This window comes from Veillonella sp. T34266-5 (genome assembly GCF_002959815.1).
Classification (GTDB): domain Bacteria; phylum Bacillota; class Negativicutes; order Veillonellales; family Veillonellaceae; genus Veillonella; species Veillonella atypica.
In genome coordinates this window covers 104,625-129,879 of the sequence record NZ_PPCZ01000005.1, presented here as the reverse complement: position 1 = coordinate 129,879, position 25,255 = coordinate 104,625, and the positions used below count along the sequence as shown (strand labels likewise).

Sequence of the window (25,255 nt, the reverse complement as noted above, 5' to 3'; positions counted from 1 at the left end):
AAATAATTAACTTTCAACATACTACTTTTATCATATCCGTCAACGATTATAACAATCTTTATTATTTAATTTGAGCATATTTATATCTAGTTTTTTTCCTAAAAGATAATAATCATATGCAATGTTTGCAGGAATACATCTAACTTTTATGTTTTCTAGTCCTAAATTTGAAAACATTTTCATAGATACTTCTCCTAAACATATAATAGTATCATCTTCAGTTGGAAGTAAAAAGCAATTCTTAACTCCTTCAAAACCATGCGTATCAATAAATTTTTTATATGCTAATTGATAAAGATATTGTTTAGAAATTGATTCAATACCGGGTTGTCCTTTAGGTGATTCTCCATGTTTCAAATTGGGAGTATAGTATTTTGCATCAAAAATATAAAATTGATTCTTAAATATTGTAATCAAATCAGGAATAAGCGTCTCTTTAGCTTCTTTTTCAAATATTGACCAGAATGGTTTCTCTATTAAATTAATCAATTTAGTTTGTGAATTATACTCTTTATTTAACGGAACGGGTAATCTTAATTGTCCTAAGGGAATATCTAATTGATTATTCAAAATTTCACTACAAACACATTCCCATACTAGATTAAAAGAATTAGTTCCAAAAGAAGAAATTCCATCTCTGTAGTCTAACTGTCCGCCATGCTTAATATATGCATAAATTCCTTTTAATACTAATTGCTTCCTAGTATTAAACTCTATATTTAACTCATTTTCAATTCTATATAATATATATTCCCTATCGCCAAACTCATATAAATATTCATCAGTTAAATCAATTGGAGTAAGTTCGAATAATGATAGGAGATCTGCCTCCATCAACTCTTTTGATATGAGTGTCAAAATACACTCATGAAGACGTTTAAAATAATCAAAATCATCATTAACCCTTTTCTTTGTCTGCATCTCAATATAATATGGTCTATTATTTGAAAATATTGAAAAAGTTTCATTTATAGTTTTATCCCATAAAACTTCTCCCGAACCATTAACTTCAAGTATATTTTTTGAATTATTATAGATACCATTTTCAAAATAATCATGCATAAGGAACAATAGGACTGCTAATAAATTAAAAGAGCTATTCCCCGTATAATCATTTAACATATATATGATTTGTTCTTTTGAACTATACTTCTCTATAACTTTACAAACAACTCGTAATTCCTTTATCGGATTATCAACACTACATAGATACTTAGGATAACATTTGAGAATTCGTCCAGCTACTATTAAAATACCAACAAAAATAAATACATAATAACAATCTTTACAAATAGCTTCTACAGGAACAATTTCTATATACTCATCTACAAGATTAGACATATTAAGTTGTGAGCTTGATTTCCTCACTATTTTCAATATTCCAAATTCTTTTAACTTACTAAAAATTAAGTCTAACTTCTCTTCAGAACAAACAAATATTTTGAGAAGCTCTTTTTGTGTATATCGTTTCTGCTCTCTTAAATATACAGAAATCATAATCAGTCTCGCTCCTGATTGTCCGTTTGTAATAAATCACTATTATCTGATTCAGCCGATACTGGATCAATTCTTTTAATATTAATATTAGCTTGAATATCTTTATGGAAAATTTCTACACCTTGTTCATCAAAAGCTTCACATATTTTTGAGTATCTAGTATGTCCATATTTACTGTTTGCAAAAAGCTTTGATCTTTTTTGTCTAGCAGCATCTTCAAATAAATACATAAGTACTTTATTTTTAAATACTTCACAAAATTTATCACTATCAAATTCATTATTATCTGATATTAAGCAATGTTTAGAAATGAAATAAGGACCTAGCTGTTTATCCTCATTAATATTTTCATTTGCAAGAAACTCATTTATTGCTTTACGGAGTTGATTCCACTCTATCTTTTGCTTTTCTTTACCACCAAGATATACATACTTTCCACTAACATCCTTATCCCCATCATCTATACCTAAATACTGAAAGCTCCATCGTCTTTTAAACGCCGTGTCCATAGGAAATACACCTTGATCGGCACTATTCATGGACGCCCATATAAACATATTATCTGGGATTCTTAACCTACAATAATCTGCAGGTTTTCCTCCAAGCTCACATGCTAAATAATTTTTTATGTCTTCAGAGGCATGAATCGGATATTCACTTACATTATTAGAATCTCTATCTAATAGCTGAAAAATATCTCCAAAAACAGCTGCTACATTCGCACGATTAATCTCTTCTATTAATAATAAAAACGGTTTGACTCTATCCGTACGACTATTCCTTAAAGCCTCCACATAAATACGCATAAAAGGTCCTGGAACATAAGCATAAGTAATTGAATCCTTACCATCATTTTTAACAGGAACAGGCTTATACGTTCCTACAAAATTAGCATATGAGTAATCCGGATGAAAAGTTATACGCTCTAAATTGTCGTCATAATCATCTTTCAGCAATTCTTTAGCATCCTTATTTAAGTTAAAACTCTTGCCTGTACCTGGCGCTCCAAATATTATACGATTTCGTTCAAAAGATGATTGATCTTTAGTATAAAAATTAATAGCCTTTTCGTGATTAATATTATTTTTATCCGTCTCTTTCATAAGCTCACTTTTTTCTTTACCATAGTAATATCGATTATATAAAAATAATAGATTATCAGGTTTATGAAAAGGATAACAAATTGTACGCAAACCTTCAGTCTTTTCCGGCAATTTTTCCCCATCATCAAAGACCAATTTCCAATTCGCTTTCTTCTGATGTGGCATCTCTGACGATGAATTAAATGAATATGCTCCTATTTCATCAACACATGCTATTAACTTCTCGCCTTCCATGATAACAAATACTGTATTATTATCACTTTTATAAAATCTAAATAGTTCCCCTGCTCTTCTAGATGCAACTTTCTTATCTGAAAAATTATAACTTTCTTCAAGCTCTCGTTGAATAACAACTTTATCTATATCTTTTTTTAAAGTTTTTTGCGTCAAATCGCCTATTTTAGGATATCCAAATCCAACGACACCCTGTTCATGCCATTCACTTACATAATTTTTTGTTGAATCTGAACAGCCCAAACGAATAAATTGACGCACCTCACCAAAACGGTTTCTGAATATATCTAAAAATTGCTTATAATACCATCCAGCCAAATTTTGTATTATTGAAATCTGACCACTTCGACCATATGTTTTTTCACTTGGTTTAATTTTTAAAGCTCTAAGTACATGCTTTTGCCAATCGGAAGTATGAAATCCGCTTAATTTATCATTACAAATCATAGAAAAATATTTATGTACCCACCCTAATTCATAATATTTTTCTCCAACATCAGTTTTTAATTTATCATCCAATCTTTCATAATCTTGAACCGTTTCTAATTTTGTATCACGTATTATATTAATCCCTTTTACTAGTGCATCACGAATTTCTTTACCAAGCTTTACCGCATTTTCTACTGATAGCTCTACTGGTTTTTGTGAATATCCAGTTGTCCAATTTCCAGATTTTTGACTTTGAAATAAACCAAATTTATAAGCAGATCCACCTGCGATACTACCAAAATTTTCTCTACAATCACCATTCATTTCAAGCCAATAGCATAAGGTATTTTTATTATCACCTAATGAATAGAATATAGTAGATAACAAATTTGTATCGTCTAATGATTCTAACTTTTCTGGAGAAAAGACATCTTTAAATGCATCTAATTCCCTTTTTAAATTATCTGAAGAAAATAATTCAGCACCTTCAGATTCAACATAATCTTTAAGAATCTCAACTGCTCTTTGATATTCATTCATAATCTTCTTTTCACTCCCATTATTCATTAAATACATTTTAAACCTAACGAAATAACAATATTTTCCCCATGTGTTAGCTATGTAATTGTAAATTAACCCCTGTAAGTTTATCTTAGTATATTAATTCAATATGATATTTATTAATCTAATTATATTACATATATAAGCTAGAGTGTATATTAAATAACTATACTAAACCATAATTGATGATTAGTTTTTTTAATATAATTTAAAGGTATTGTATTACAAGCGTTTTGAACAATAAAACGGTGCATCTGCATAAGTAAATAAGCACTAACCATTTGCATAGTTAGTGCTATACAGATTAAAAATTTCCCCTGCAACTTGATAAAAACTATATAGATGTCTTCGTCTTATCTTATTTATTTCTAATTATTTTTACCTTGCTCTAATTCTTGAATACGTTTTTCTAATTCAGTGATTCTTTCATCAGTGGATGTTGTATTTGATTTAGATTCAGATCCTACCTTAAAGCTAAGTCCACCGTTAAAGCCTTGGTTACCATTGCCAACCACAGTACCTACATTAAATTGTATATTGCGGTTTGGACGGTAGTAAGCACCTAATGCAGTAGCTGTTTTTCCATGGTAATGACCAAAACCAACAGCTACACCCAATCCGGTTTCACCTTCTGAGAAGTTTGGTTGTAATGCAGCTAGTGCATAACTAGATGCAGTAGCTTTATTCACTGTAGTTTCTAAATTTGTACCAGCAGATTGCACTTGGCTAATAGCATTTTCCAATTGACCTACTGTTGCCGCATCATGTGCATCTACGCCATCAGCTACTTTCACCAAACGATTATATTTAGCATCTGAATATGTAGTAGGTGTTACTGTAGGCTCTTTATCATAATCTGGCACAGTTTTTTTATAACCTAAGTGTGTGGTGATTTCTTTATCTGGATATTTTACTGTATAACCAGAAACATCACCAGCATCATGACCAAACGCAATTGTGCCTTCTTCTGTAGCTACGCTTTCATAACCGATAGCAGTGCCATATTTAACAATAGTACCTGCCTTATGGCCTAATGCCAAACTATTTTCTGCCTTAGCACCTGTAAAACCACCTCCTATAGAGGTAGAAGCAAGACCAAGTGTCATACCATTAGAACCACCAATAACTGTACTACCATTTCCCACCGTCATACCATCACGAGATCCAACGATTGTACTATATTCACCATTTGCAATATTTTTATGGGTTACAAATTTACGACCTGTAAATTCACGGCCGCCACCGCCAAGGATAGATGCTCCAGTACCTACGGCTTCATTTTTACTGCCCCCAAATACGGATGACCACATACCAACACCAGTATTTCCTAAACCGCCTGCAAGCGTACTCCCTTTACCATCTGCATTGTTTTGAGAACCGCCTATAACAGAACCAATTTCACCAGCTGCATTATTACCACGACCACCGGCTATGGAACTATGCAATCCATACGTACCATTAGAATTACCGCCTGAAATAGATGAGGACTCACCATACGCAATATTATCTTCCCCACCACTGATAGTTGCATAATTGCCTACTAAGGTTCCTACTGCTTCAATTTGATTTTTTGTACCACCAAGGATGGCACCATTTTTAATCTCTTCATGAACTGTATTTTGAAAGCCACCAACGATGGAAGTATATGAACCTTCTGCTGCATTCTTTGTACCACCAAGGACAACACTATTTTCCCCTTCGGCTAAATTAGGCTCCTTATCCTTACCACCACTGACAACAACACTACCATCACCTAATGCTTGATTACCAGTCGTATAACCACCAATTACTTGACCAGCTGCATTTGCACTAGATGTGCTTAATACCATAACCGTCCCTAATGTTAATGCAAATGCACAAGCAGTTACTGCGGTACTAAGGCGCTTTACGTTCTTAGGATTACATTTATGGGAATTTATCTTACCAGTTAACATCATTTGTACTTTATTCATTTCTCTTCTCCCTCTATGAATATACAAAACTACTTACCAAAAATACTTACAAAATTGACTCCTTTCTTGATATACACCATACACAGATCCCTTTCTAAATAATTTTTATTCAGAAAAAGGCCATAATATAAATAAATTATAAATCATTTTCGTTTTTTATATAATTAGCATTACTTATACTCATATAACTTCTATTCATAACGTTTTATTTTTCCAATGCTATACTATTATTTATTTTAATTTATTTTATTAGTGTAAGAAGATAATACATACTAAAGACAATATGTAATTGTATTTTCCATGATAATAAGTCTAGAAATCATAACCACCCGTAGAACGGGTGGTTTGCTCTGACCCTATAAGGGTCTTTCTCTAGTGGTGGCCCTCTAAAGAGGGCATTGAATGATCTGACAACCACTCTATTACCACTGGCTGCCCCCTACTCGGGGGCTTTTATTTTGCCTATTTTACTGGCTCACCCGTAAACGGGTCGGTGTATTCTTTAAAGTTTAATGTATCTTGCGCTATATCCTCTTGTAGTTGATTGCGAATATACTCTTTTATCGCTCCTTCATATCGTCCTACCGTATCCACATAATATCCTCTACACCAGAAATGTCTATTTCCATACTTATATTTTAAATTTGCGTGTTTATCGAATATCATGAGGCTACTTTTGCTTTTTAAATATCCCATAAAACTTGATACACTTAAATGTGGTGGAATAGTTACTAGCATATGAATATGATCCGGACAGCATTCTGCCTCTATAATCTCTACATTTTTTCTATTACATAAATCTCTTAAAATTTTACCTACATCAGCTTTTATCCGACCATAAATTATTTGTCTTCTATACTTTGGTGCAAAAACAATATGATATTTACATCTCCATTTACTATGTGATAAGCTTTTTACGTCATTCATTGACATTGAACCTCCTATGTTGAAATGTTGTGGTTGCCAGACCAACTTTATTTTACCACTAGGAGGTTCTTTCCTTTTCTCTAAGAATTTTTTACCGACCCCCAGTTTAACTGGGGGTTTAGTCATGCCTATTCGGCGCACAACAGAGAAAAGCCCATCGCATAGTGATATGCGATGGGCTTATTTATTATTCCTCTTCAATTATTATTCCATTTATATATGCAAATTTAATCATAGTGGATCCATAAAATTCACTCACATCTAATGAAATATTTTCTTTAGGCATTTCTTTCAACTGATTATAAAAATCAATATACATACTTCTTAACTCAGAATTTTTAATTATTTTATTAAAATATTGTTGAGCTTTATCTTTTCCACCGTAATAATAAATATAATACAGCAGATTATGATCGTTTATATCTCCCTCTATAAGTTTTTCAATATTATGTTCTGTATCTTCAAAATCTTCAAATAACGGTATTATATATTCCTTACATAGCTTGCTAACTTCATCTACAGTATATTGATAGCTAGCACCTGCTAGTTGATACCAATGCCATTCCGTTCTATTTAACAAACGACCTAATTCTCCTCCATATACAAACCCGTTATGAATATTAGCTTTTTTCATAGATTTAGAATAAATGGCAATATGTGGAACAAACTCTACGCTATCTGCATAGTTATTTCTATTAGCTTGAAAGTAGATTTCAAAGATAAGGTCTTTATTCTTAGAGGTTTTCTTTAACTTCTGACCTTTACTAACTACCTTAAAATCAGGAAATTTACTTGCTATCTCCTGCCAAGCTTTTTCACATAACTCTCTAGGTTTCAAGATTGTAAAAGCACTCCTCTAATAATTACTTACTGCGTCACTTCGTTCCTAGTAAGCAAAGCCACTGCCTCAGCGGTTCGGCGTTTCCAATCACACTTCGTTTCTCCTCGTGTTCTTGGACGCCTATCGCATGGGCAGTGCTAATGCTTACTGCGTCACTTCGTTCCTAGTAAGCAAAGCCACTGCCTCAACATGCGCTGTCATTGGAAACATATCTACTGGTTGTACTTCTTTGAGTTCATAGCCGTAGTGTATGAGGATTTCAATATCTCGTGCCATGGTTGCTGGGTTGCAGGATACGTAGACAATGCGTTTTGGTTCCATGCCAGCTGCGGATGTTAGTACTTCTTCTTTACAGCCTGCGCGGATTGGATCGAATATGATGACGTCTGGTCGTACGCCGGCTTTATAGAGTTTTGGCATTTCAACAGCCGCATCAGCGACGATGAATTCAGTATTGTCATAGCCATTATTGCGTGCATTTTCACGGGCATTAATAATAGCTGGTTCTACGATTTCTATACCGATAACATGTTTTGCCTTATGAGCCAAAAACAATGAAATAGTACCCGTACCACAGTACGCATCAATAACGGTTTCATCACCTTTTAAATCAGCATAAGCTAATGCTTGATCGTAAAGTACTGTAGTTTGTTCTGGATTCACTTGGAAGAATGAATGTGGTGATACATTAAATCGTAGGTCCTTAATATGGTCAGTGATTGTACCATCTCCATAGATAACATGATTAGTAGGACCTAAAATAACATTGGTACGTTTACTATTTACATTATGAACGATGGTTTCCACTTGTGGTATACAATTGGTTATGCTCTTAACCCATTCTTCTTGCTGTGGTAGATAATCAGTAGCGGTTACGAGAATAACCATCCAGCCAGATTGTCCAATACGACCGATTACATGGCGTAATACACCTTTGCCTGTATGTTCATCGTATGGCTCAACATCAAGTTCTTTAGCGATGTCATAACAAGTTTGGGCTATACGATTATTTCCATCATCTTGGATAGGGCAATTCGTCCCCTGTACAATATCGTGAGACCCCATTGCATAGAATCCCATCTTAATGTCGCCTCTAGTACCACCGACAGGCATTTGCATCTTGTTACGATACGACCAAGGTTCTTTTGGTCCTAATGCTGGTTTTACAAGGTTAGGATTTTGGTGACCGATGCGTTCTATAACGTCTTTCACCTTTTGTGTTTTTAGTGAAAGCTGCCCTTCGTAGGTAATATGTTGCAATTGGCACCCACCGCATACACCATATAAGTTACAGGTAGGCTCTATACGATTAGAAGCTGGTGTTACAATATCTATTAACTTGCCTGTAGCATAGGTCTTTTTCACCATATTAATAGATACTTTCACCGTTTCTCCAGGCAAGGCAAAGGGAACAAAGACAGTAAAATCATCTACGCGACCTACACCTTCTCCACTACTGCCAATACCGTGAATGGTTACCAAAACCTCCTCGCCAAGTTTAACAGGCGCATTTAGAATGGCCTGTTGTTTTTTAGAAAGTTTTCCACCTGTATGTTGTTGTCTACCTTTAGATTTATGTTTACGAGATGTACGACCTGTACCGTTCATTACGCGTCTCTTTTCTTCCAAATTTTAATGATACCAGTCACGATGAGTACAAAGAATACTGCACCAAATTTAACGAGTAATTCTTCACCTTGAATGTATGGCAAAAGAAGTGGATCTTCTACGATCATTTCACCGGCAACCCATCCAAGTAGGGCACCACCAGCCCAAAGAATAGCTGGGAATTTGTGGATAATACGAGCAAATAATGTAGAGCAGAATACGATGATAGGTACCGTAATCAACATCCCTACGATAACAAGTTCTAAATGACCTTTTGCAGCGCCTACAACACCGATAACATTGTCGATACTCATCATGGCATCAGCCACAATAATCGTCCAGATAGCACCCATTAAGGAATTTTTAGCTTCAATATGAGCCTCTTCGTCATCGCCTTTTAAAAGCTGAATGGCAATCCATACGAGCACAAGTCCACCACCTAAATGAACGAGAGGAATCAAGGTTAATGCTTCTACCAAAACGGTAGCAAAGATAAGACGCATTAAAATAGCACCTACCGTCCCCCATATAACGGCTTTCTTTTGAAGTTCTGGTGCTAATTTACCGGCTGCCATACCGATAACTACAGCATTATCTCCGGCTAATAAAATATCTATCAATATAATTTTGCCAATCGTAACCCACGTGGCCGCTTCTAAAAATTCCATTATACGTACCTCAACTATAATTAATTCTATAACTATCCCTTAACTATACCATATTTTATGTATTTTCTCATCTAAAACAAATGCTTTAATATCGTTCATAATCTACTGCAAAAAAATATCTCTCCTCCTGTAAAAAAGAGAAGAGATATTATACATTCCAATTATTTTTTAAGCTGTTTTGCTACTAAAGATGCGCCTACTACGAGGATAACGGTAGCTATTTTAATATACAGTGCATATGGTTCAACTGTATGAGCAATCAATGTGTCTTCTACGCTCATGCCAGCGCCGACCCATCCTAGGATACCACCACCAACGTAGAGAATAATTGGGAAACGCTCGATGACTTTCACAAATAATGTACTACCATACACGATGATAGGCACCGTAATAAGCATACCAATAGCAACCATTGTCATGTGGCCACCTGCAGCGCCTACTACACCGATTACATTATCAATACCCATGATACCGTCAGCAATGACAATCGTCATGATTGCAGCTCGCAAACTATCCTTGGCCTCGATATTATGCTCACTGTCATCATCAGCAACGAGCTTGTACCCAATCCATAATAAAAGGATACCACCTACCAAACGAAGCGCTGGAATTGTATTTAAAGCCTCAACGAAGAGGAATGCCATAACGAGACGTAAAATGATAGCACCTGCTGTGCCCCAAAAAATTGCTTTCTTTTGTAAATGAGCCGGTAAATTTCGTGCAGCCATGCCAATTACAATGGCATTATCGCCGGCCAACAGAATATCGATGACAATGATTTGTAACATTGCCAACAAACCTTGAACAGATACAATGTCCAATTCGTACCTCCTATAACGAAAATATTTAATATACTTATTATACTAAAGAGAATCTACCTTGTACAATACTGTAATGGGCACATCTATTCCTAATACGAATACTCATATATACAACTATATTCTATAGTTTTTAATACACCTAGCCATAATAGATAGACTATGTTAAAATATATCATCAATTTAGGAGGTCATTATGTATCAAACATATTCTATACTACAAAAATTATGGTTGTTCATTAAATTATTTACTCCTATGTGCATCACCCAATTTTCTCTTGTAGGGGGCACATTTATCGCCATCTTCTTAACAGGACAATATAGTACAATTGATTTAGCCGGGGTTGCAACAGGGTACAACCTATGGTTATTATTCTATATCTTTGCACAAGGGACCCTAATGGGTATCACCCCGATCATTGCACAGCTATTAGGGGCCAAGAAAACGGATAGTATACCTACCATCGTCTACCAAGGGTTTTATATTGCAACAACCCTAGCACTTATTATATTATTACTCGGTGTTTTCGGATTAGTACCATTACTAAATTTCCTTAACTTAGAACCTGCTGCTACGGCTGTTTGTATCAATTATTTGAAAGCTTTCGCACTTGGCCTATTCCCTCTGTTATGGGTTAATACATTGCGTAACACCGTTGATTCCCACGGGTTGACTCACTATTCTATGGCCATTGTAGTAACGAGTTTTGTAGTGAATGTATTCTTAAACTACTCACTGATATTTGGTCACTTCAGATTGCCTGAAATCGGCGGTGTAGGTGCGGGTTATGGCATTGCCGGAGCCTGTTGGACAAACTTTATTCTATTTAGTGCGATGGTACTCTTCCATCCTAAATTAAAAGGATATCGTATCTATAAAGATTGGGTAGGCCCAAAATGGCAATACATACGTGAGCAATTGCAAATCGGCTTGCCAATCGGTTCCTCCATCTTTTTCGAAGCCAGCATTTTCAGTATTGCCGGTCTATTGATGGTACACTTTGGATCTGCTGTTGTAGCGGCTCACCAATCGGTCATTTCCTTTACCAACGTCTTCTATTGCTTACCACTTAGTATCGCCATGGCATCCACCATTGCTGTAGGCTATGAAGTTGGTGCTGAGCGACATAAGGAAGCCATTCAGTACTCTTACATTTCTCGCGTTTTAGCCATTGTCATTGCAGTTTTAATTTGTGCTTTCACATTCACCCATATGGAAAGCATATCCGCATTATTTACAAATGATGAAGAGGTATATAATCTTATTTATGGATTCCTTGGATATGGCGTTTTCTTTTCTGCCGTCGATGCCATCGGTACACCGTTACAAGGTATTCTACGTGGCTACAAGGATGTAAAGATCGTATTCTATATCTCGCTTATTTCCTATTGGGGCGTTTGCTTCCCTATCGCATACATTCTTGCTAACAACCCAAATTACGGCCCATTCGGTGTATGGATAGGCCTATTAGCTAGCGTAATTGTAGCAGGCATACTATTCACCATTCGAACATGGTATATTCAACACAAACAAGTACCTATAAAAGCATAACGCACAAAAGCAGCACTGCGAGTCATACTCAGCAGTGCTGCTTTTCTAGTATAAGGTATTAACTATTTTTGTATTACATTTTATTGCCTTGTAATACATCTTGTTTTTCAACCTTCGACATACGGAAAAAATTGTATAACGTTTCCGCCGTCTTATAGTTCATAGAATCCACCTTAGCCAATTCATCTATACTGGCTTCTTTCATGGCTTCTAAACTATTGAAATGAGCCCATAAAGCCTTACGTCGTTTAGGACCAATGCCATCAATGTGGTCGAGTACAGATTCTAAATTACGTTTGCCCCGCAATTTACGATGATAGGTAATAGCAAATCGATGGGCTTCATCACGAATTTGTTGCAATAATTGCAACTCTGGTGAATGATGACTCAAAATGATGCTATCCGATTGCCCCTCTACAAAGACCTCTTCTATCCGTTTTGCCAAGGATATGACTGGCACATCTGTAACACCTACGGCGCGTATGAGCGGTATAGATGCATTGAGCTGCCCCTTACCACCATCGATAATAATGAGGTCTGGCATAGGCCAATCCGTTTCATTACCATAGCGGCGTTCCATGATTTCTGCCATCGATTTAAAGTCATCTGGCTTTCCCTGTGTGGTCTTTAATTTAAAGCGTCTATATTCCTTCTTAGCTGGCTTGCCGCCTTCAAATACAACCATGGAGGCTACGGTTTCAGAGCCTTGTGTATGGGAAATATCGAAACACTCCATACGCTCTGGCAATCTTGGCAAGTCGAGGACCTCCGCCAATTTCTTAACGGCACCGCCACTCTTATCGATTTGGTATTGCCATTGGCGGCGACGTTCTTCAAGGAATGTTTCAGCATTTTCATGAGCCATTTTAATCATGTCCATCTTATAACCACGTTGAGGCACAAGGACATCGACCTGTTGGCCCTTCATGTCACTGAACCAATCCTTAAATAGATGTTGCTCAGAACTTTCCATAGGCAATAATAGCTCTTTAGGAATAAAGGTAGTATCCCCATAGTACTGCTTAATAAAATCAGTCATAATGGTTTCTTCCGAGTCACCTTCATTTTGCACGAAGTAATTTTCTCGTCCTAATAGACGGCCACCTCGAATAAAGAGTAGTTGTACACATGCCAACTGACCATCTACAGCTATCCCCAGTACATCTAGATCACCACGTTGCGTTACCATCCGCTGTTTTTCTTGAATTTTCTCAATGCTCGTCAATTGGTCTCGATAACGTGCTGCATCTTCAAATCGAAGCTCTTCCGCAGCTTCTTCCATCTTTTCCTTAATTTCTTTAAGCAATGGGATTGGTTTTCCCTCAAAGAGCGCTATAATTTCATCGATATATTTGCGGTAATCCGGTACAGATATCTTATGAAAGCATGGCGCTTCACAATAGTGCATATGATATTGCAAACAAGGGCGTTCTACCTTCATCGATTTACAGGTACGCAATGGAAAATACTGACGAATCAACTTGAGGACTACATGAACGGCTGTTACATCGGTAAAGGGCCCAAAATATTTAGCTCCATCCCGTTCAAGGCGACGTGTCATATATACGCGAGGATAGTCTTCTTGAACAGAGATTTTAACATAAGGATACGTTTTATCGTCCTTAAGGGAAATATTGTATTTCGGCTTATGTTCTTTGATAAGTGTATTTTCTAATATGAGAGCTTCCATTTCCGTCTTTGTTTGAATAATCTCTACATCAATGGCACGCTTCATCATCGCCGTTACCTTAGGCGCCCGATTCGCATCATTACGCACATAGGATCGCACGCGATTGCGTAAATTAATCGCTTTACCCACATAGATGATGCGGTTATATTGATCACGCCATAAATAAACCCCTGGTGTGGTCGGTAAATGGCTAACCTTTTCTAATAACTCTTCAGACGGCATATATCCTCCTTTCTTCGTCAATTCTCCATACCATTATAATTAATACTTCATTGTCGCAACCATGCAAGGCAGTGCAAATTATTTCTTTTTCTTTGCAGCATTCATAAATGTATTAGTCTGTTTTAATACAGGACCTAAGAATTTTCCTGTATAACTTTCTTTCACCTTTGCAATCTGTTCCGGTGTACCGGTAGCCACGATGGTACCACCGCGGTTACCACCTTCAGGACCAAGGTCAATAATATAATCCGCTGTTTTAATAACATCGAGATTATGCTCAATTACGATAACTGTATCGCCACCATCTACCAGTTTCTGCAATACATCTAAAAGCTTTCTAATATCTTCTGCATGAAGGCCTGTTGTAGGTTCATCAAGGATATATAATGTTTTACCTGTACTGCGACGTGCTAATTCTGTGGCCAATTTAACCCGTTGTGCTTCACCACCAGATAATGTGGTTGCCGCTTGGCCTAAACGAATATAGCCAAGACCAACCTCTTGCAATGTTACCATTTTCTTGTAAATTTTAGGGATAGCACTAAAGAATTCTACTGCATCATCTACGGTCATATCTAACACATCGGCAATAGATTTGCCCTTATATTTAACCTCCAGTGTTTCCCGGTTGTAGCGAGCCCCTTTGCAGACCTCACAAGGCACGTACACATCTGGTAAGAAATGCATTTCAATTTTGATGATACCATCCCCACGACAAGCTTCGCAGCGGCCACCTTTTACATTGAAACTAAAACGCCCTTGCTTATACCCACGCATCTTAGCCTCTGGCGTTTGACTATATAATTCACGAATCGCATCGAATACGCCTGTATACGTAGCAGGATTAGAACGAGGTGTGCGACCGATAGGGCTTTGATCAATATTGATGATTTTATCGATATGCTCTAGGCCTCGAATCTCTTTGTGAGCCCCCACCTTATGATACGAACGATATAGCTGATTTGCCAGCCCTTTATATAAGATTTCATTTATCAAAGTAGACTTACCAGAACCGCTGACACCTGTAACAACTGTAAATAGTCCAATTGGGAATTTCACATTAATATTTTGTAGATTATTTTCTTTAGCACCTCGAATTTCGATGCAGTTTTTACCTGGCTTACGACGTTCGTCAGGAAGAGCTATAAACTTGCGGCCGCTCAAATATTGACCGGTAATGGAGTCTTTCACCTGCATAACCTCATCTACAGTCCCTGCTGCAATGACTTGACCACCATGCTCGCCCGCACCTGGTCCAATGTCTACAAGATAATCTGCAGCGCGCATCGTATCCTCATCATGTTCTACAACGAGCAGTGTATTACCAAGGTCACGCAACCCTTTTAAGGTATCGATAAGTCGATCATTATCTCGTTGGTGTAGACCGATGGATGGCTCGTCAAGAATATACAACACACCAACAAGACCAGAACCAATTTGCGTTGCTAACCGAATACGCTGTGCTTCACCACCAGATAGTGTGCCTGCACTCCGATTCATAGTAAGGTAATCAAGGCCTACATTATTGAGGAAGCCTAGTCGAGCATTAATTTCTTTTAGAATCTGTGCACCAATCACTTGTTCTCTGTCAGTTAACTGCAAATGACTAAAGAAATCTAGCGCTTCTTTAATCGTCAACTGGGTTACTTCATTAATATTCTTATCCCCAACGGTAATCGCTAATACCTCGGGTTTTAAACGGGCGCCATGGCATGTAGTACATGGTTTAATGGACATGAATTTTTCAAATTCTTCGCGCATAGAATCGGTAGATGCTTCGCTATGACGACGCTTTACCATCGGCAAAATACCTTCGTATTCGGTGAAAAATTCCTTTTCTTCGCCACGCATATTTTCATAGGTAAAAGCCACCTTGTCCGTAGTACCGTACATGACCTTTTTCTGCAATGCTTTTGGTAATTCATCATAGGTAGACTCTAAAGAGTAACCATTCGCTTTCAACAAGCCTTCCAACTGTCGCATAAACCATGCATTAGGATTAGAACTTAACGCCTGTACACAACCATCGGCAAAGCTAATAGAGCCATCTGGAATGACGCGCTCCTCATCAACCTCCATAGTAGAGCCAATACCCAAACAAGCGGGGCATGCTCCAAAGGGACTATTAAAGGAGAACATACGGGGCTCAATTTTTGGCAGTGAAATATGACAATCTGGGCATGCAAAGTTTTGACTATACATATGCTCTGGGCCATCGACCTCTTGAACAATAACGATACCTTCTGCCCATTTTGATGCGGTCTCCATAGAGTCTGCTAACCGGGATTCAATGCCTTCTTTGACAACAAGTCGGTCTACAACAATATCGATGGAATGTTTTTTATTTTTCTCTAATACAATATCCTCATCCATCGTACGTACTACACCATCAACGCGAGCGCGAACAAAACCCTCTTTTCGCAGTTGTTCAAAGACAGATTTATGTTCCCCTTTTTTCCCTTGAATCATAGGTGCTAAGATTAAAATCTTTGTCCCTTCAGGAAAACTCATCACATCATCCGTCATTTGTTGAATCGTTTGTTGTGTAATAGGTTTACCACACTCTGGACAATGAGCATGTCCAACACGGGCAAATAATAGACGTAAATAGTCGTAAATCTCCGTCACCGTACCAACTGTAGAACGAGGATTTCGACTTGTAGTCTTTTGGTCGATAGAAATGGCCGGTGATAAACCTTCAATATAATCTACATCAGGCTTATCCATTTGACCCAAAAATTGGCGAGCATAGGCCGACAAAGATTCTACATACCGTCGTTGGCCTTCTGCGTAAATCGTATCGAAAGCAAGAGACGATTTACCGGATCCACTTAAACCAGTTAAGACAATGAACTTGTCTCGCGGTAGTGAAATATCTATATTTTTAAGGTTATGCTGACGTGCACCTTTTACAATCAATTGATCTTTCATATATGTACCTTTTTACTTTTTGGTGATTGTTTCTTAGAATTTTTTCGTGGTTTTTTTAACTTACTGTCACCGACACTATGCATATCGGACCATTGTTGACGAAGTTCGCCCAATTGGTCACGTAATTTGGCAGCCTTTTCAAATTCCAACTGTTTAGCAGCCGCCTTCATTTGACGGTCAAACTCTTCAATCTTGTTATATAGTTCTTCTGCCGTAATCTCTGCTACCTTAGTAGCATCTGCATCTTGAGCATATAGTTCGTGGCCATGGTCCATACCAGCTGCAGAGGACTTCTTTTTCCCCTTCTTTGGTGAAAGCCCTTTGCCATCGGTGACCATATCTTCTTCAATTTTAGTGAGCTCAATAAGCTCTTTCACATCTTTAGATACAGATTTTGGCGTAATATGATGTTCAATATTATATGCCTCTTGTACTGCACGACGACGATCTGTTTCGTCCATAGCGCGTTGCATAGAACCTGTTACACGGTCAGCATACATAATAACATGACCATTCACATTACGCGCTGCACGACCGATAGTTTGAATCATAGCTGTATCAGAGCGTAAGAAACCTTCCTTATCGGCATCTAAAATCGCCACCAAGGATACCTCTGGCATATCGAGGCCTTCGCGGAGCAAGTTGATACCGACTAATACATCGAATACACCGGCCCGCAAATCACGAATGATTTCAGCCCGCTCGATGGTAACGATATCCGAGTGAAGGTAACGAACACGAACACCCATTTCCTTCAAGAATTCCGTTAAATCTTCAGCCATCTTCTTCGTCAATGTCGTAACGAGAACCCGTTCATTCTTAGCGGCGCGCTTATGAATCTCACCGAGTAAATCATCCATTTGCCCCTTAATAGGACGAATTTCAATGGATGGATCAAGTAGCCCTGTAGGACGAATGATTTGCTCTGCTACATTCGTTTCTACTTCCATTTCATACGGTCCTGGCGTTGCTGATACATACACGATTTGATTGATTCGTTCTACAAACTCATCAAATTTCAATGGTCGATTGTCGAGAGCTGACGGCAAACGGAAGCCATATTCGATAAGAGATTCTTTACGCGCTCTATCCCCATTGTACATGGCGCGAACCTGAGGAATCGTTACATGCGATTCATCTACCATGATGAGGAAATCATCAGGGAAGTAGTCTATCAATGTATATGGTGCTTCCCCTGCTTTACGCTCCGACATATGGCGGGAATAGTTTTCGATGCCTGAACAGTAGCCCATTTCTTGCATCATTTCTATATCATAACGGGTGCGCTGTTCAAGACGCTGCGCCTCGAGCAGACGATCTTCTGCTTTCAGTTTTGCCAACTGCTCATCAAGTTCTGCCTCAATGCGCTCTACCGCAATTTTCATTTTTTCTTTTGTTGTAACATAGTGAGATGCAGGATAGACCGCAACATGTTTGCGCTCTGCAATGATTTCTCCCGTTAATGCATCCACCTCAACAAGACGGTCGATTTCATCGCCGAATAGTTCCACCCGAATGGCTCTTTCACTATAGGCAGCAGGGAAAATTTCTATGGTGTCCCCTTGTACGCGGAATGTACCGCGAATAAAATTCATATCATTACGCGTATATTGGATATCTACGAGTTTAGACAGAATTTCATCACGAGATTTCGTCTGACCTAATCGCAAGGACAATACGAGATCAGAATAGTCCTCCGGATCACCTAAGCCATAAATACAGCTAACAGAAGCAACGATGATAACGTCTCGGCGCTCAAATAAACTCATAGTAGCACTATGGCGCAATTTATCGATTTCATCATTAATAGATGCATCCTTCTCGATGTACGTATCGCTAGAAGGGATATACGCTTCTGGTTGATAAAAATCGTAGTAAGATACAAAGTATTCTACCGCATTATTAGGGAAGAAACTTTTAAACTCACTGCAAAGTTGAGCAGCCAATGTTTTATTATGGGCGATAATCAAGGTCGGTTTCTGAACTGCCTCGATGACCTTTGCCATGGTAAAGGTTTTTCCTGTACCAGTCGCACCTAATAGGACTTGAGCCCATTCGCCACGCTCAATCCCGTCTGTAAGAGATTGAATGGCTGTAGGTTGGTCCCCAGTAGGCGTAAAGGGCGCCTCCACTTTAAATGGTTGGCCCCCTTCATAGTTATAGCTATTATGTTTCATTACTGTTCATCCTGATGTTTACGGATAGCCTTAAGTTCTTCCTCTGACAAACGACGACCTGCATTTTCAGCTTGGTTCAATGTATCCTCACCTTCTAACACTTCGATGAGCATAGCAATGGAGAAGCGATCTAATGTAGGCGTGGTCTTTTGAATTTCATCGGCCATCATCCAATCTGATTCAGTATAGTTATTAATACGATCTGTAATTTCTTCCCAGTTTGAAAGTAGTAATCTCGTAATAGGACGATATAATTCAATACCGAAATACTCGATTAAGCTAACGATTTTTTCCATATTTTCTAGGCTTACATTACATTCATTTTTTTTATTTTCAGATTCTACATATTCAAGTAAGAATTCCCGGTTATATTTATTTGTCACCTTGAATCATTCCTTTATTAAATAGTGCATTGGCAAATTCTTTTGCATTAAATGGACGTAAATCGTCCATGCCTTCACCAACGCCAATCCAACGTACAGGTACGCCTAGTTCTTCTTTAATAGAAATAACTACGCCACCTTTCGCAGTACCATCTAATTTAGTAACTACAATACCATTAACAGGTACGGCTTGACCAAATAATTTGGCTTGGCTTACCGCATTTTGACCTGTAGTGCCATCGAGAACGAGCAATGTTTGATGCGGAGCACCCTCTACATGATTATTCGCTACGCGGCCCATTTTTTTAAGTTCTTCCATAAGATTTACTTTTGTATGAAGACGACCAGCCGTATCGACAATTACCATGTCTGCATTACGTGCCTTTGCGGCTTCCATCGCATCATATACAACGGCAGCAGGGTCCGCACCTTCCTTATGTTTTACGATAGGTACGCCTACGCGGTCAGCCCAGATGGATAATTGGTCCGCCGCCGCCGCACGGAATGTATCTCCAGCAGCGATGATAACCTTTTTACCTTCCTTAGTATAGTAGTTTGCCAATTTAGCAATAGTTGTAGTCTTACCCACACCATTAACACCAACGACGAGAATAACCTCTGGGTGGTGAAGTGTGATTTCATCCTCTTGGTCAACTAACATTTCTGTGATGCGGTCTTCCATGAATGGCATTACATCACCAGTATTGTTAATAACACCTTCTGTAACACCACGGCGGATTTCCTTCATCAAATACTCTGTAGTCTTAGGACCTAAATCGCTAGTGAGCATGACTGCTTCTAAATCATCAAGAAAATCATCATCGATTTCTGCATAACCAATGATCACTGTTTCTACATTTTTTACAAAGGACTTACGAGTTTTTTCTAAGCCCTCTTTAATTTTATTAAAGAATCCAAATGCCATTATGCTAGATCCTCCTTCACATCTTCAAATGAAACCGTTAACAATCGAGATACACCGCGTTCCACCATGGTAACCCCTTGTAATACTTCGGCAGCTTCCATCGTTTTCTTACGATGTGATACGACGATAAACTGTGTTTCCTTATTTACCCGATTCAAATAAGAACTAAATCGCTCTACATTTGCTTCATCCAAAGCAGCATCAACTTCGTCAAGCACACAGAATGGAGCCGGACGATAGTCAAGGAACGAGAACAATAAGGCAATAACTGTGAGTGCTCGTTCTCCACCAGATAGTAACGTCAATTGCTGACGCTTTTTCCCTGGTGGTTGGATGTAGAAATCAATACCACCAGTCAAGATATTTTCTGGGTCGGTAAGTACGATTTGAGCCGTACCACCACCAAATAATTGACTGAATACATGTTGGAACTGCTTACCTACCACCTCTAATACATCATAGAGTTGCGTGCTCATGGCCTTATCCATTTCAGCGATAACTGCCTGTAATTGCTCTTTTGCCGTATCGAGATCTGATAATTGATTCGATAAGAAATCATACCGAGTTTTCGTCTCTTCATACTCTTCTACAGCATTAGGGTTTACAGATCCAAGTTCTGCGATTTCCGCCATTAAACGAGCTTGTTCCATTTTCCAATCATTCACAGAGCCTGTAATATTTATATGCTGTGCATCTTCCAATGAATAGCCTAATTCATTCAACTCCTCTACAGCACGATCACAATCCATACGATAACGCGTCAATTTACCTTCTGCTTCAACTAGACGATTTTGAACCACCTTATACCGCTGGTTGAGTCTGTCTTGTTCAGCTAAAATTGAGTCAATCTCCTCCCGTGCACCAGCAGTCGATTGATACGCTTCATCACGTAAAGCGCGAAATTTTTCAACCTCTCCACGAATCGCTTCAAGAGACTCATTAGCAACTCGAATTTGTTCAGGAATCACAACATTCAAACGCTCTTCACTAGAGTGTAATAACTCCATGAGAGGTTCTAAGCGAGATGCTATGGTTTCCAAATTTTGCTTTCGTTGCTCTTGTTGTACCTTACGTTCTTCTATAGTGCTTTCTAAACGTTCACAAAACAATCTAGAGGCTGTAAAAGCTTCATATGCCTCTTGCTGTGCTTTTTGCAGCGTACTTAATCGTTCCATAATTGCCGATTGATCACCTTGTTGTTCAGGTGAATTATGTAACGCTGACAATTCCGATTCAGATTGTGAAAGCACATGTTTTGTTTGTCCCATGTCCACGTCAATTTGAACGATACGTTCCTGTTCATCATGAAGCACACGCTTTTTACGTTCTAATTGATTTTCAATGTTCTGAATCTTCGTTTGACTGGCCGAGAATAAAAGATTGGTGTGTTGATATTGTTCATCCAACACACTTCGCTCACGTTGCGCTCGTTCAATATGATTTTCTTCATCCTTGATTTGTTGTTCAAGCTTGGCCGTACGCTCTTCTACAGAAGCTAATTCGGCCTCTAAACGAGCTGCTTCTTCACGACGACTTAACAAGGAACTGCGTTTTTTCTTCGTTGCACCACCAGTTAAGGAACCACCTGGTTGGAATTGTTCACCCGTCAGTGTAACGATGCGTAACTGCTGATTATATTTCTTTTGTAACGCAATAGCCCGTTCCATTGTTTCTACAACTAATGTACGGCCCAACAAATATTGGAATATATGATTATAGGCAGCATCGAATTCAATACAGTCGACAGCTGTCCCAATGACACCATCTTCCGACAATGCAGGAGTATCATAAGGTCGCCCTTTCACAGAATCCATAGGCAAGAAGGTAACGCGACCCCCTTGAATTGATTTAAGGAATTGAACGCCTTCTGATGCGGCTTTAGCTGTCGTTGTCACGACATGGTTAACACTACCACCTAATGCGATTTCGATAGCAACAGTAAATCGGTTATCTACGGTAAATAAATCACCTACCGCCCCTTTAATCGCTTTACGCCATGGGCCCTTACCGTTAAGGATGTTTTTAGTTCCTTCTAAGTAACCTTCATGTTGTTCTGCCCATTGTGCTAATAATTCTAATCGCCCCTGTGCCTTTTGCACATCGCTACTCATGCGATTTAATGCTTTTCGAGCTTCTCGCAATCGTTCTGATGCAGACCGTTCTTCATCAACTAAGGACTTCCGTTTATTAGATAACTCATTAAATTGAGTTTCTAAGGATTCATGTTCAGATTTCGCTGCCAATAAATTGGATTGAACCTCTTTAATTTCCGCTTCTAATGTTTCTACTTGAACAGCGGACTCAGATTTACGAGATTCTAAATTTCGCAATGTAGCCTTCGCTGTTTCAATACTAGCAACTAAATCTAATTGACGCTGTTGATAGGCTTGTCTGTCGCTTTCTAAGGACTTCCATGATGATTGTTCCGCCTCTAATTGAACAATGGCCTTATTATAATTTTCCTCTAAAACTACGAATTGAGTGCGTTCAGATTCTAATTGAGCCGTTTCATCCTCAATAAGGCGATCTAAAATGAGCAATTGCTGCTCTTCACCCTTTTTAGACGCTTCTGCTTCGCTAATACGCAGAGAAGTATCTTCTACTTCGCGCTTAGTTGTACGCAACTGTTCTTCTAGTAGTGTGACAGTACCATTGATGCGTTCTTCTTCCCGTTGTTTTTCGCTAAACTGTGCTTCCCAAGATTTTAATTGTTCTTGATCCTTTGCATTTTCAGCTTGTAATGTATGACGTCGTGCATCGAGAGTAGATAATTGCGTTTGTAATTCAATTTCCTCATCCTTCAATGCAATATTGTCATTTTCTGCACGAGTTAATAATCTATCAGCCGTCTTGTAATTGTGAAAGCCGATAACACCATCATATTCGCGTTTACTACGGCTTAATGCCATATATTTTTTCGTCGTTTCCGCTTTTTCTGCCAGAGGTCCTAATTGTTCCTCGATGGTCGCCATAATATCGCGAACGCGTTCCATATTCCGGTCAGTGCTCGCAATACGACGCAATGCATCCTCTTTATTAATTTTAAAACGAGAAATGCCTGCAACGTCCTCAAATATAAGGCGACGTTCTTCTGGTTTACTATTAAGAATAGCATCGATACGATTTTGCCCAATGATAGCCATCGAATCTTTGCCAAGGCCTGTATCAGCTAATAACAAGTGAATATCCTTTAGACGGCAGGTCCGTTTATTGATGAGGAACTCACTTTCACCGGTCCGATAGATACGACGTGTAATGGCTACCTCTTGCATGTCCACATCGAGTTGACCATCTGCATTATCAAATACAAGGGTAACCTCGGCGGCACTCATCGGTTTTCGTTTTTCTGTGCCAGAGAAAATGATATCCTCTGCACGTTGGCCCCGTAAATTACGCACATTGGATTCCCCTAGAACCCATTTCATAGCATCCGTAATATTACTTTTACCACTCCCGTTAGGACCAATAACGGCAGTCATCCCTGGGGAGAATTTTACAACTGTTTTATCAGCAAAGGATTTAAATCCTTTTAATTCTAGCCGCAGTAATTGCATGACTGCCTCCTTTCTTAGTATAATCCCATTAAATCATATCTTTAATTATACCACATATACCATGCCATCTATACTGCATTGTACTGTATCAATATCATTATTTTCTCGCCATGTGAAAGTTATATCTTCATATGCTCGTTCGAAATATGTAACATTGCGTTTTTTTAATCCCCTTACCTTAGACGTAAGACATCGTGGATAGGATATCGTAATAGTACGAATTGGATTTCTAAAATATTCTGTATGCTCATCGATACAATATGCTATGCGCTGCTTCCACTGCTCATTAGTCACTAGTTCTCCCATGGCAGGCTCATAAGGACCTGCCAAAAGACTAGTACCTGTATCGAGTTCTTCAGTGCTTTGCAATCCAGTCCGAATAACAGTAATATGATGCGATTCAAACCAAGTCTTTAAAACCGCACAATACTGTAATGCTAATTCCAATGATAATGGCTCATATATACCTGACTTGTATTGTTCCGCCAATTCCGTATGATCTATGACGAGAACGGGATAAATACGTACAAAATCAGGCTGCAATGCAGTTATTTCAACAGCTGTTTGTATTATCGTTTCCCATGAATCGCCTAAAAGCCCCGGCAATAGTTGTAGTCCTACGGTAAATCCAAACTTTCGTAATTGTTTAACAGCCAATTTTACATCATCAGAGGTATGACCGCGTTTAGCTAAGGATAGTACGGTATCATCCATAGATTGTACGCCTAGTTCTATGGTCTTCATACCAAATGAACGCAGTAATTCTAATTGTCCATCACTTACGGCATCAGGCCTTGTAGAACAACGAATACCATCTATAATACCCGCTTGTAGCGCTTCATTAGCAGGTGCTAGTAATTGTTTTTGTAATTCTTGATCAATAGCGGAAAAGGAGCCTCCATAAAAACAAACCTCCCAATATTTATCCGCTCTAGACTCGCCTACATAATCTCTAATAGTCGATGTAATATATGCTGGAGTCAAATACCCTATGCCTGATATTTCTGTAATACGAGACTGATTACAAAATGTACACACATGAGGACAGCCCATATGAGGGATAAAAAATGGAATCATACCATATTTCATGAATATACCTCCTCCCTATTCCTATTTACGATTCTAATTACATACATTTCGATTTTAATGTTCTCATATTAATAGTTCCTATATAAAAAGCGCC

Annotated in this window: 16 protein-coding genes; 1 reads left to right on the top strand and 15 read right to left on the bottom strand. The window is 38.3% G+C overall.

The window, feature by feature from the left end; translation table 11 throughout:
- Positions 1-39: 39 nt before the first annotated feature.
- The 8 genes from VIHSUH07_RS03445 to VIHSUH07_RS03410 form a co-directional block, all read right to left on the bottom strand.
- Positions 40-1,497: an LlaJI family restriction endonuclease gene (locus VIHSUH07_RS03445; protein ID WP_199176829.1), complete on the bottom strand. Its 1,458-nt coding sequence runs from the start codon at positions 1,495-1,497 to the stop codon at positions 40-42.
- Between the two features lie 2 nt (positions 1,498-1,499).
- Positions 1,500-3,803 (bottom strand): AAA family ATPase, encoded by a 2,304-nt coding sequence (locus VIHSUH07_RS03440; protein WP_158251385.1) that lies wholly within the window; start codon positions 3,801-3,803, stop codon positions 1,500-1,502.
- A gap of 389 nt (positions 3,804-4,192) precedes the next feature.
- Complete coding sequence (locus VIHSUH07_RS03435) at positions 4,193-5,776, bottom strand: YadA-like family protein (protein WP_105083912.1); 1,584 nt, start codon at positions 5,774-5,776, stop codon at positions 4,193-4,195.
- A 462-nt stretch (positions 5,777-6,238) separates the two neighbouring features.
- A complete protein-coding gene (gene tnpA, locus VIHSUH07_RS03430) occupies positions 6,239-6,703 on the bottom strand; it encodes an IS200/IS605 family transposase (RefSeq protein WP_005375295.1) in 465 nt (154 codons plus the stop codon).
- 187 nt (positions 6,704-6,890) lie between these two features.
- Positions 6,891-7,541, bottom strand: coding sequence for a DUF4304 domain-containing protein (locus VIHSUH07_RS03425; protein ID WP_105083911.1), 651 nt, complete (start codon positions 7,539-7,541; stop codon positions 6,891-6,893).
- Positions 7,542-7,688: 147 nt separating this feature from the next.
- Positions 7,689-9,152 carry a 23S rRNA (uracil(1939)-C(5))-methyltransferase RlmD gene (rlmD, locus tag VIHSUH07_RS03420; RefSeq protein WP_105083910.1) on the bottom strand — a complete coding sequence of 488 codons (1,464 nt, stop codon included), beginning with the start codon at positions 9,150-9,152 and terminating at the stop codon, positions 7,689-7,691.
- The gene (locus VIHSUH07_RS03415) at positions 9,152-9,820 is read right to left on the bottom strand and encodes a TerC family protein (protein WP_105083909.1); all 669 of its coding nucleotides are present in this window, start codon (positions 9,818-9,820) and stop codon (positions 9,152-9,154) included. Before VIHSUH07_RS03415 ends, rlmD begins: the two co-directional genes overlap by 1 nt.
- A gap of 161 nt (positions 9,821-9,981) precedes the next feature.
- Positions 9,982-10,641: a TerC family protein gene (locus VIHSUH07_RS03410; protein ID WP_105083908.1), complete on the bottom strand. Its 660-nt coding sequence runs from the start codon at positions 10,639-10,641 to the stop codon at positions 9,982-9,984.
- A 193-nt stretch (positions 10,642-10,834) separates the two neighbouring features.
- On the opposite strand from VIHSUH07_RS03410, the gene VIHSUH07_RS03405 reads away from it, so the two are divergent.
- Positions 10,835-12,190 (top strand): MATE family efflux transporter, encoded by a 1,356-nt coding sequence (locus VIHSUH07_RS03405; RefSeq protein ID WP_105083907.1) that lies wholly within the window; start codon positions 10,835-10,837, stop codon positions 12,188-12,190.
- A 73-nt stretch (positions 12,191-12,263) separates the two neighbouring features.
- Here the strand turns inward: VIHSUH07_RS03405 and uvrC are convergent, their stop codons facing one another.
- From uvrC to VIHSUH07_RS03370, 7 genes are all read right to left on the bottom strand, one after another.
- The gene (uvrC, locus tag VIHSUH07_RS03400) at positions 12,264-14,102 is read right to left on the bottom strand and encodes an excinuclease ABC subunit UvrC (protein WP_105083906.1); all 1,839 of its coding nucleotides are present in this window, start codon (positions 14,100-14,102) and stop codon (positions 12,264-12,266) included.
- Between the two features lie 78 nt (positions 14,103-14,180).
- On the bottom strand, positions 14,181-17,033 hold the full coding sequence (gene uvrA, locus VIHSUH07_RS03395) for an excinuclease ABC subunit UvrA (protein ID WP_105083905.1): 2,853 nt from the start codon (positions 17,031-17,033) through the stop codon (positions 14,181-14,183).
- The gene (gene uvrB, locus VIHSUH07_RS03390) at positions 17,030-19,210 is read right to left on the bottom strand and encodes an excinuclease ABC subunit UvrB (RefSeq protein WP_105083904.1); all 2,181 of its coding nucleotides are present in this window, start codon (positions 19,208-19,210) and stop codon (positions 17,030-17,032) included. Before uvrB ends, uvrA begins: the two co-directional genes overlap by 4 nt.
- Complete coding sequence (locus tag VIHSUH07_RS03385) at positions 19,210-19,593, bottom strand: hypothetical protein (protein WP_005380954.1); 384 nt, start codon at positions 19,591-19,593, stop codon at positions 19,210-19,212. Before VIHSUH07_RS03385 ends, uvrB begins: the two co-directional genes overlap by 1 nt.
- Positions 19,583-20,518, bottom strand: a complete 936-nt coding sequence (gene ftsY, locus VIHSUH07_RS03380; protein WP_005384208.1) for a signal recognition particle-docking protein FtsY — start codon at positions 20,516-20,518, stop codon at positions 19,583-19,585. Before ftsY ends, VIHSUH07_RS03385 begins: the two co-directional genes overlap by 11 nt.
- Positions 20,518-24,072, bottom strand: coding sequence for a chromosome segregation protein SMC (gene smc, locus VIHSUH07_RS03375; RefSeq protein WP_105083903.1), 3,555 nt, complete (start codon positions 24,070-24,072; stop codon positions 20,518-20,520). The genes ftsY and smc overlap by 1 nt, the downstream gene beginning before the upstream one ends.
- Before the next feature lie 45 nt (positions 24,073-24,117).
- Positions 24,118-25,161: an elongator complex protein 3 gene (locus VIHSUH07_RS03370; RefSeq protein ID WP_105083902.1), complete on the bottom strand. Its 1,044-nt coding sequence runs from the start codon at positions 25,159-25,161 to the stop codon at positions 24,118-24,120.
- Between the last annotated feature and the right edge of the window lie 94 nt (positions 25,162-25,255).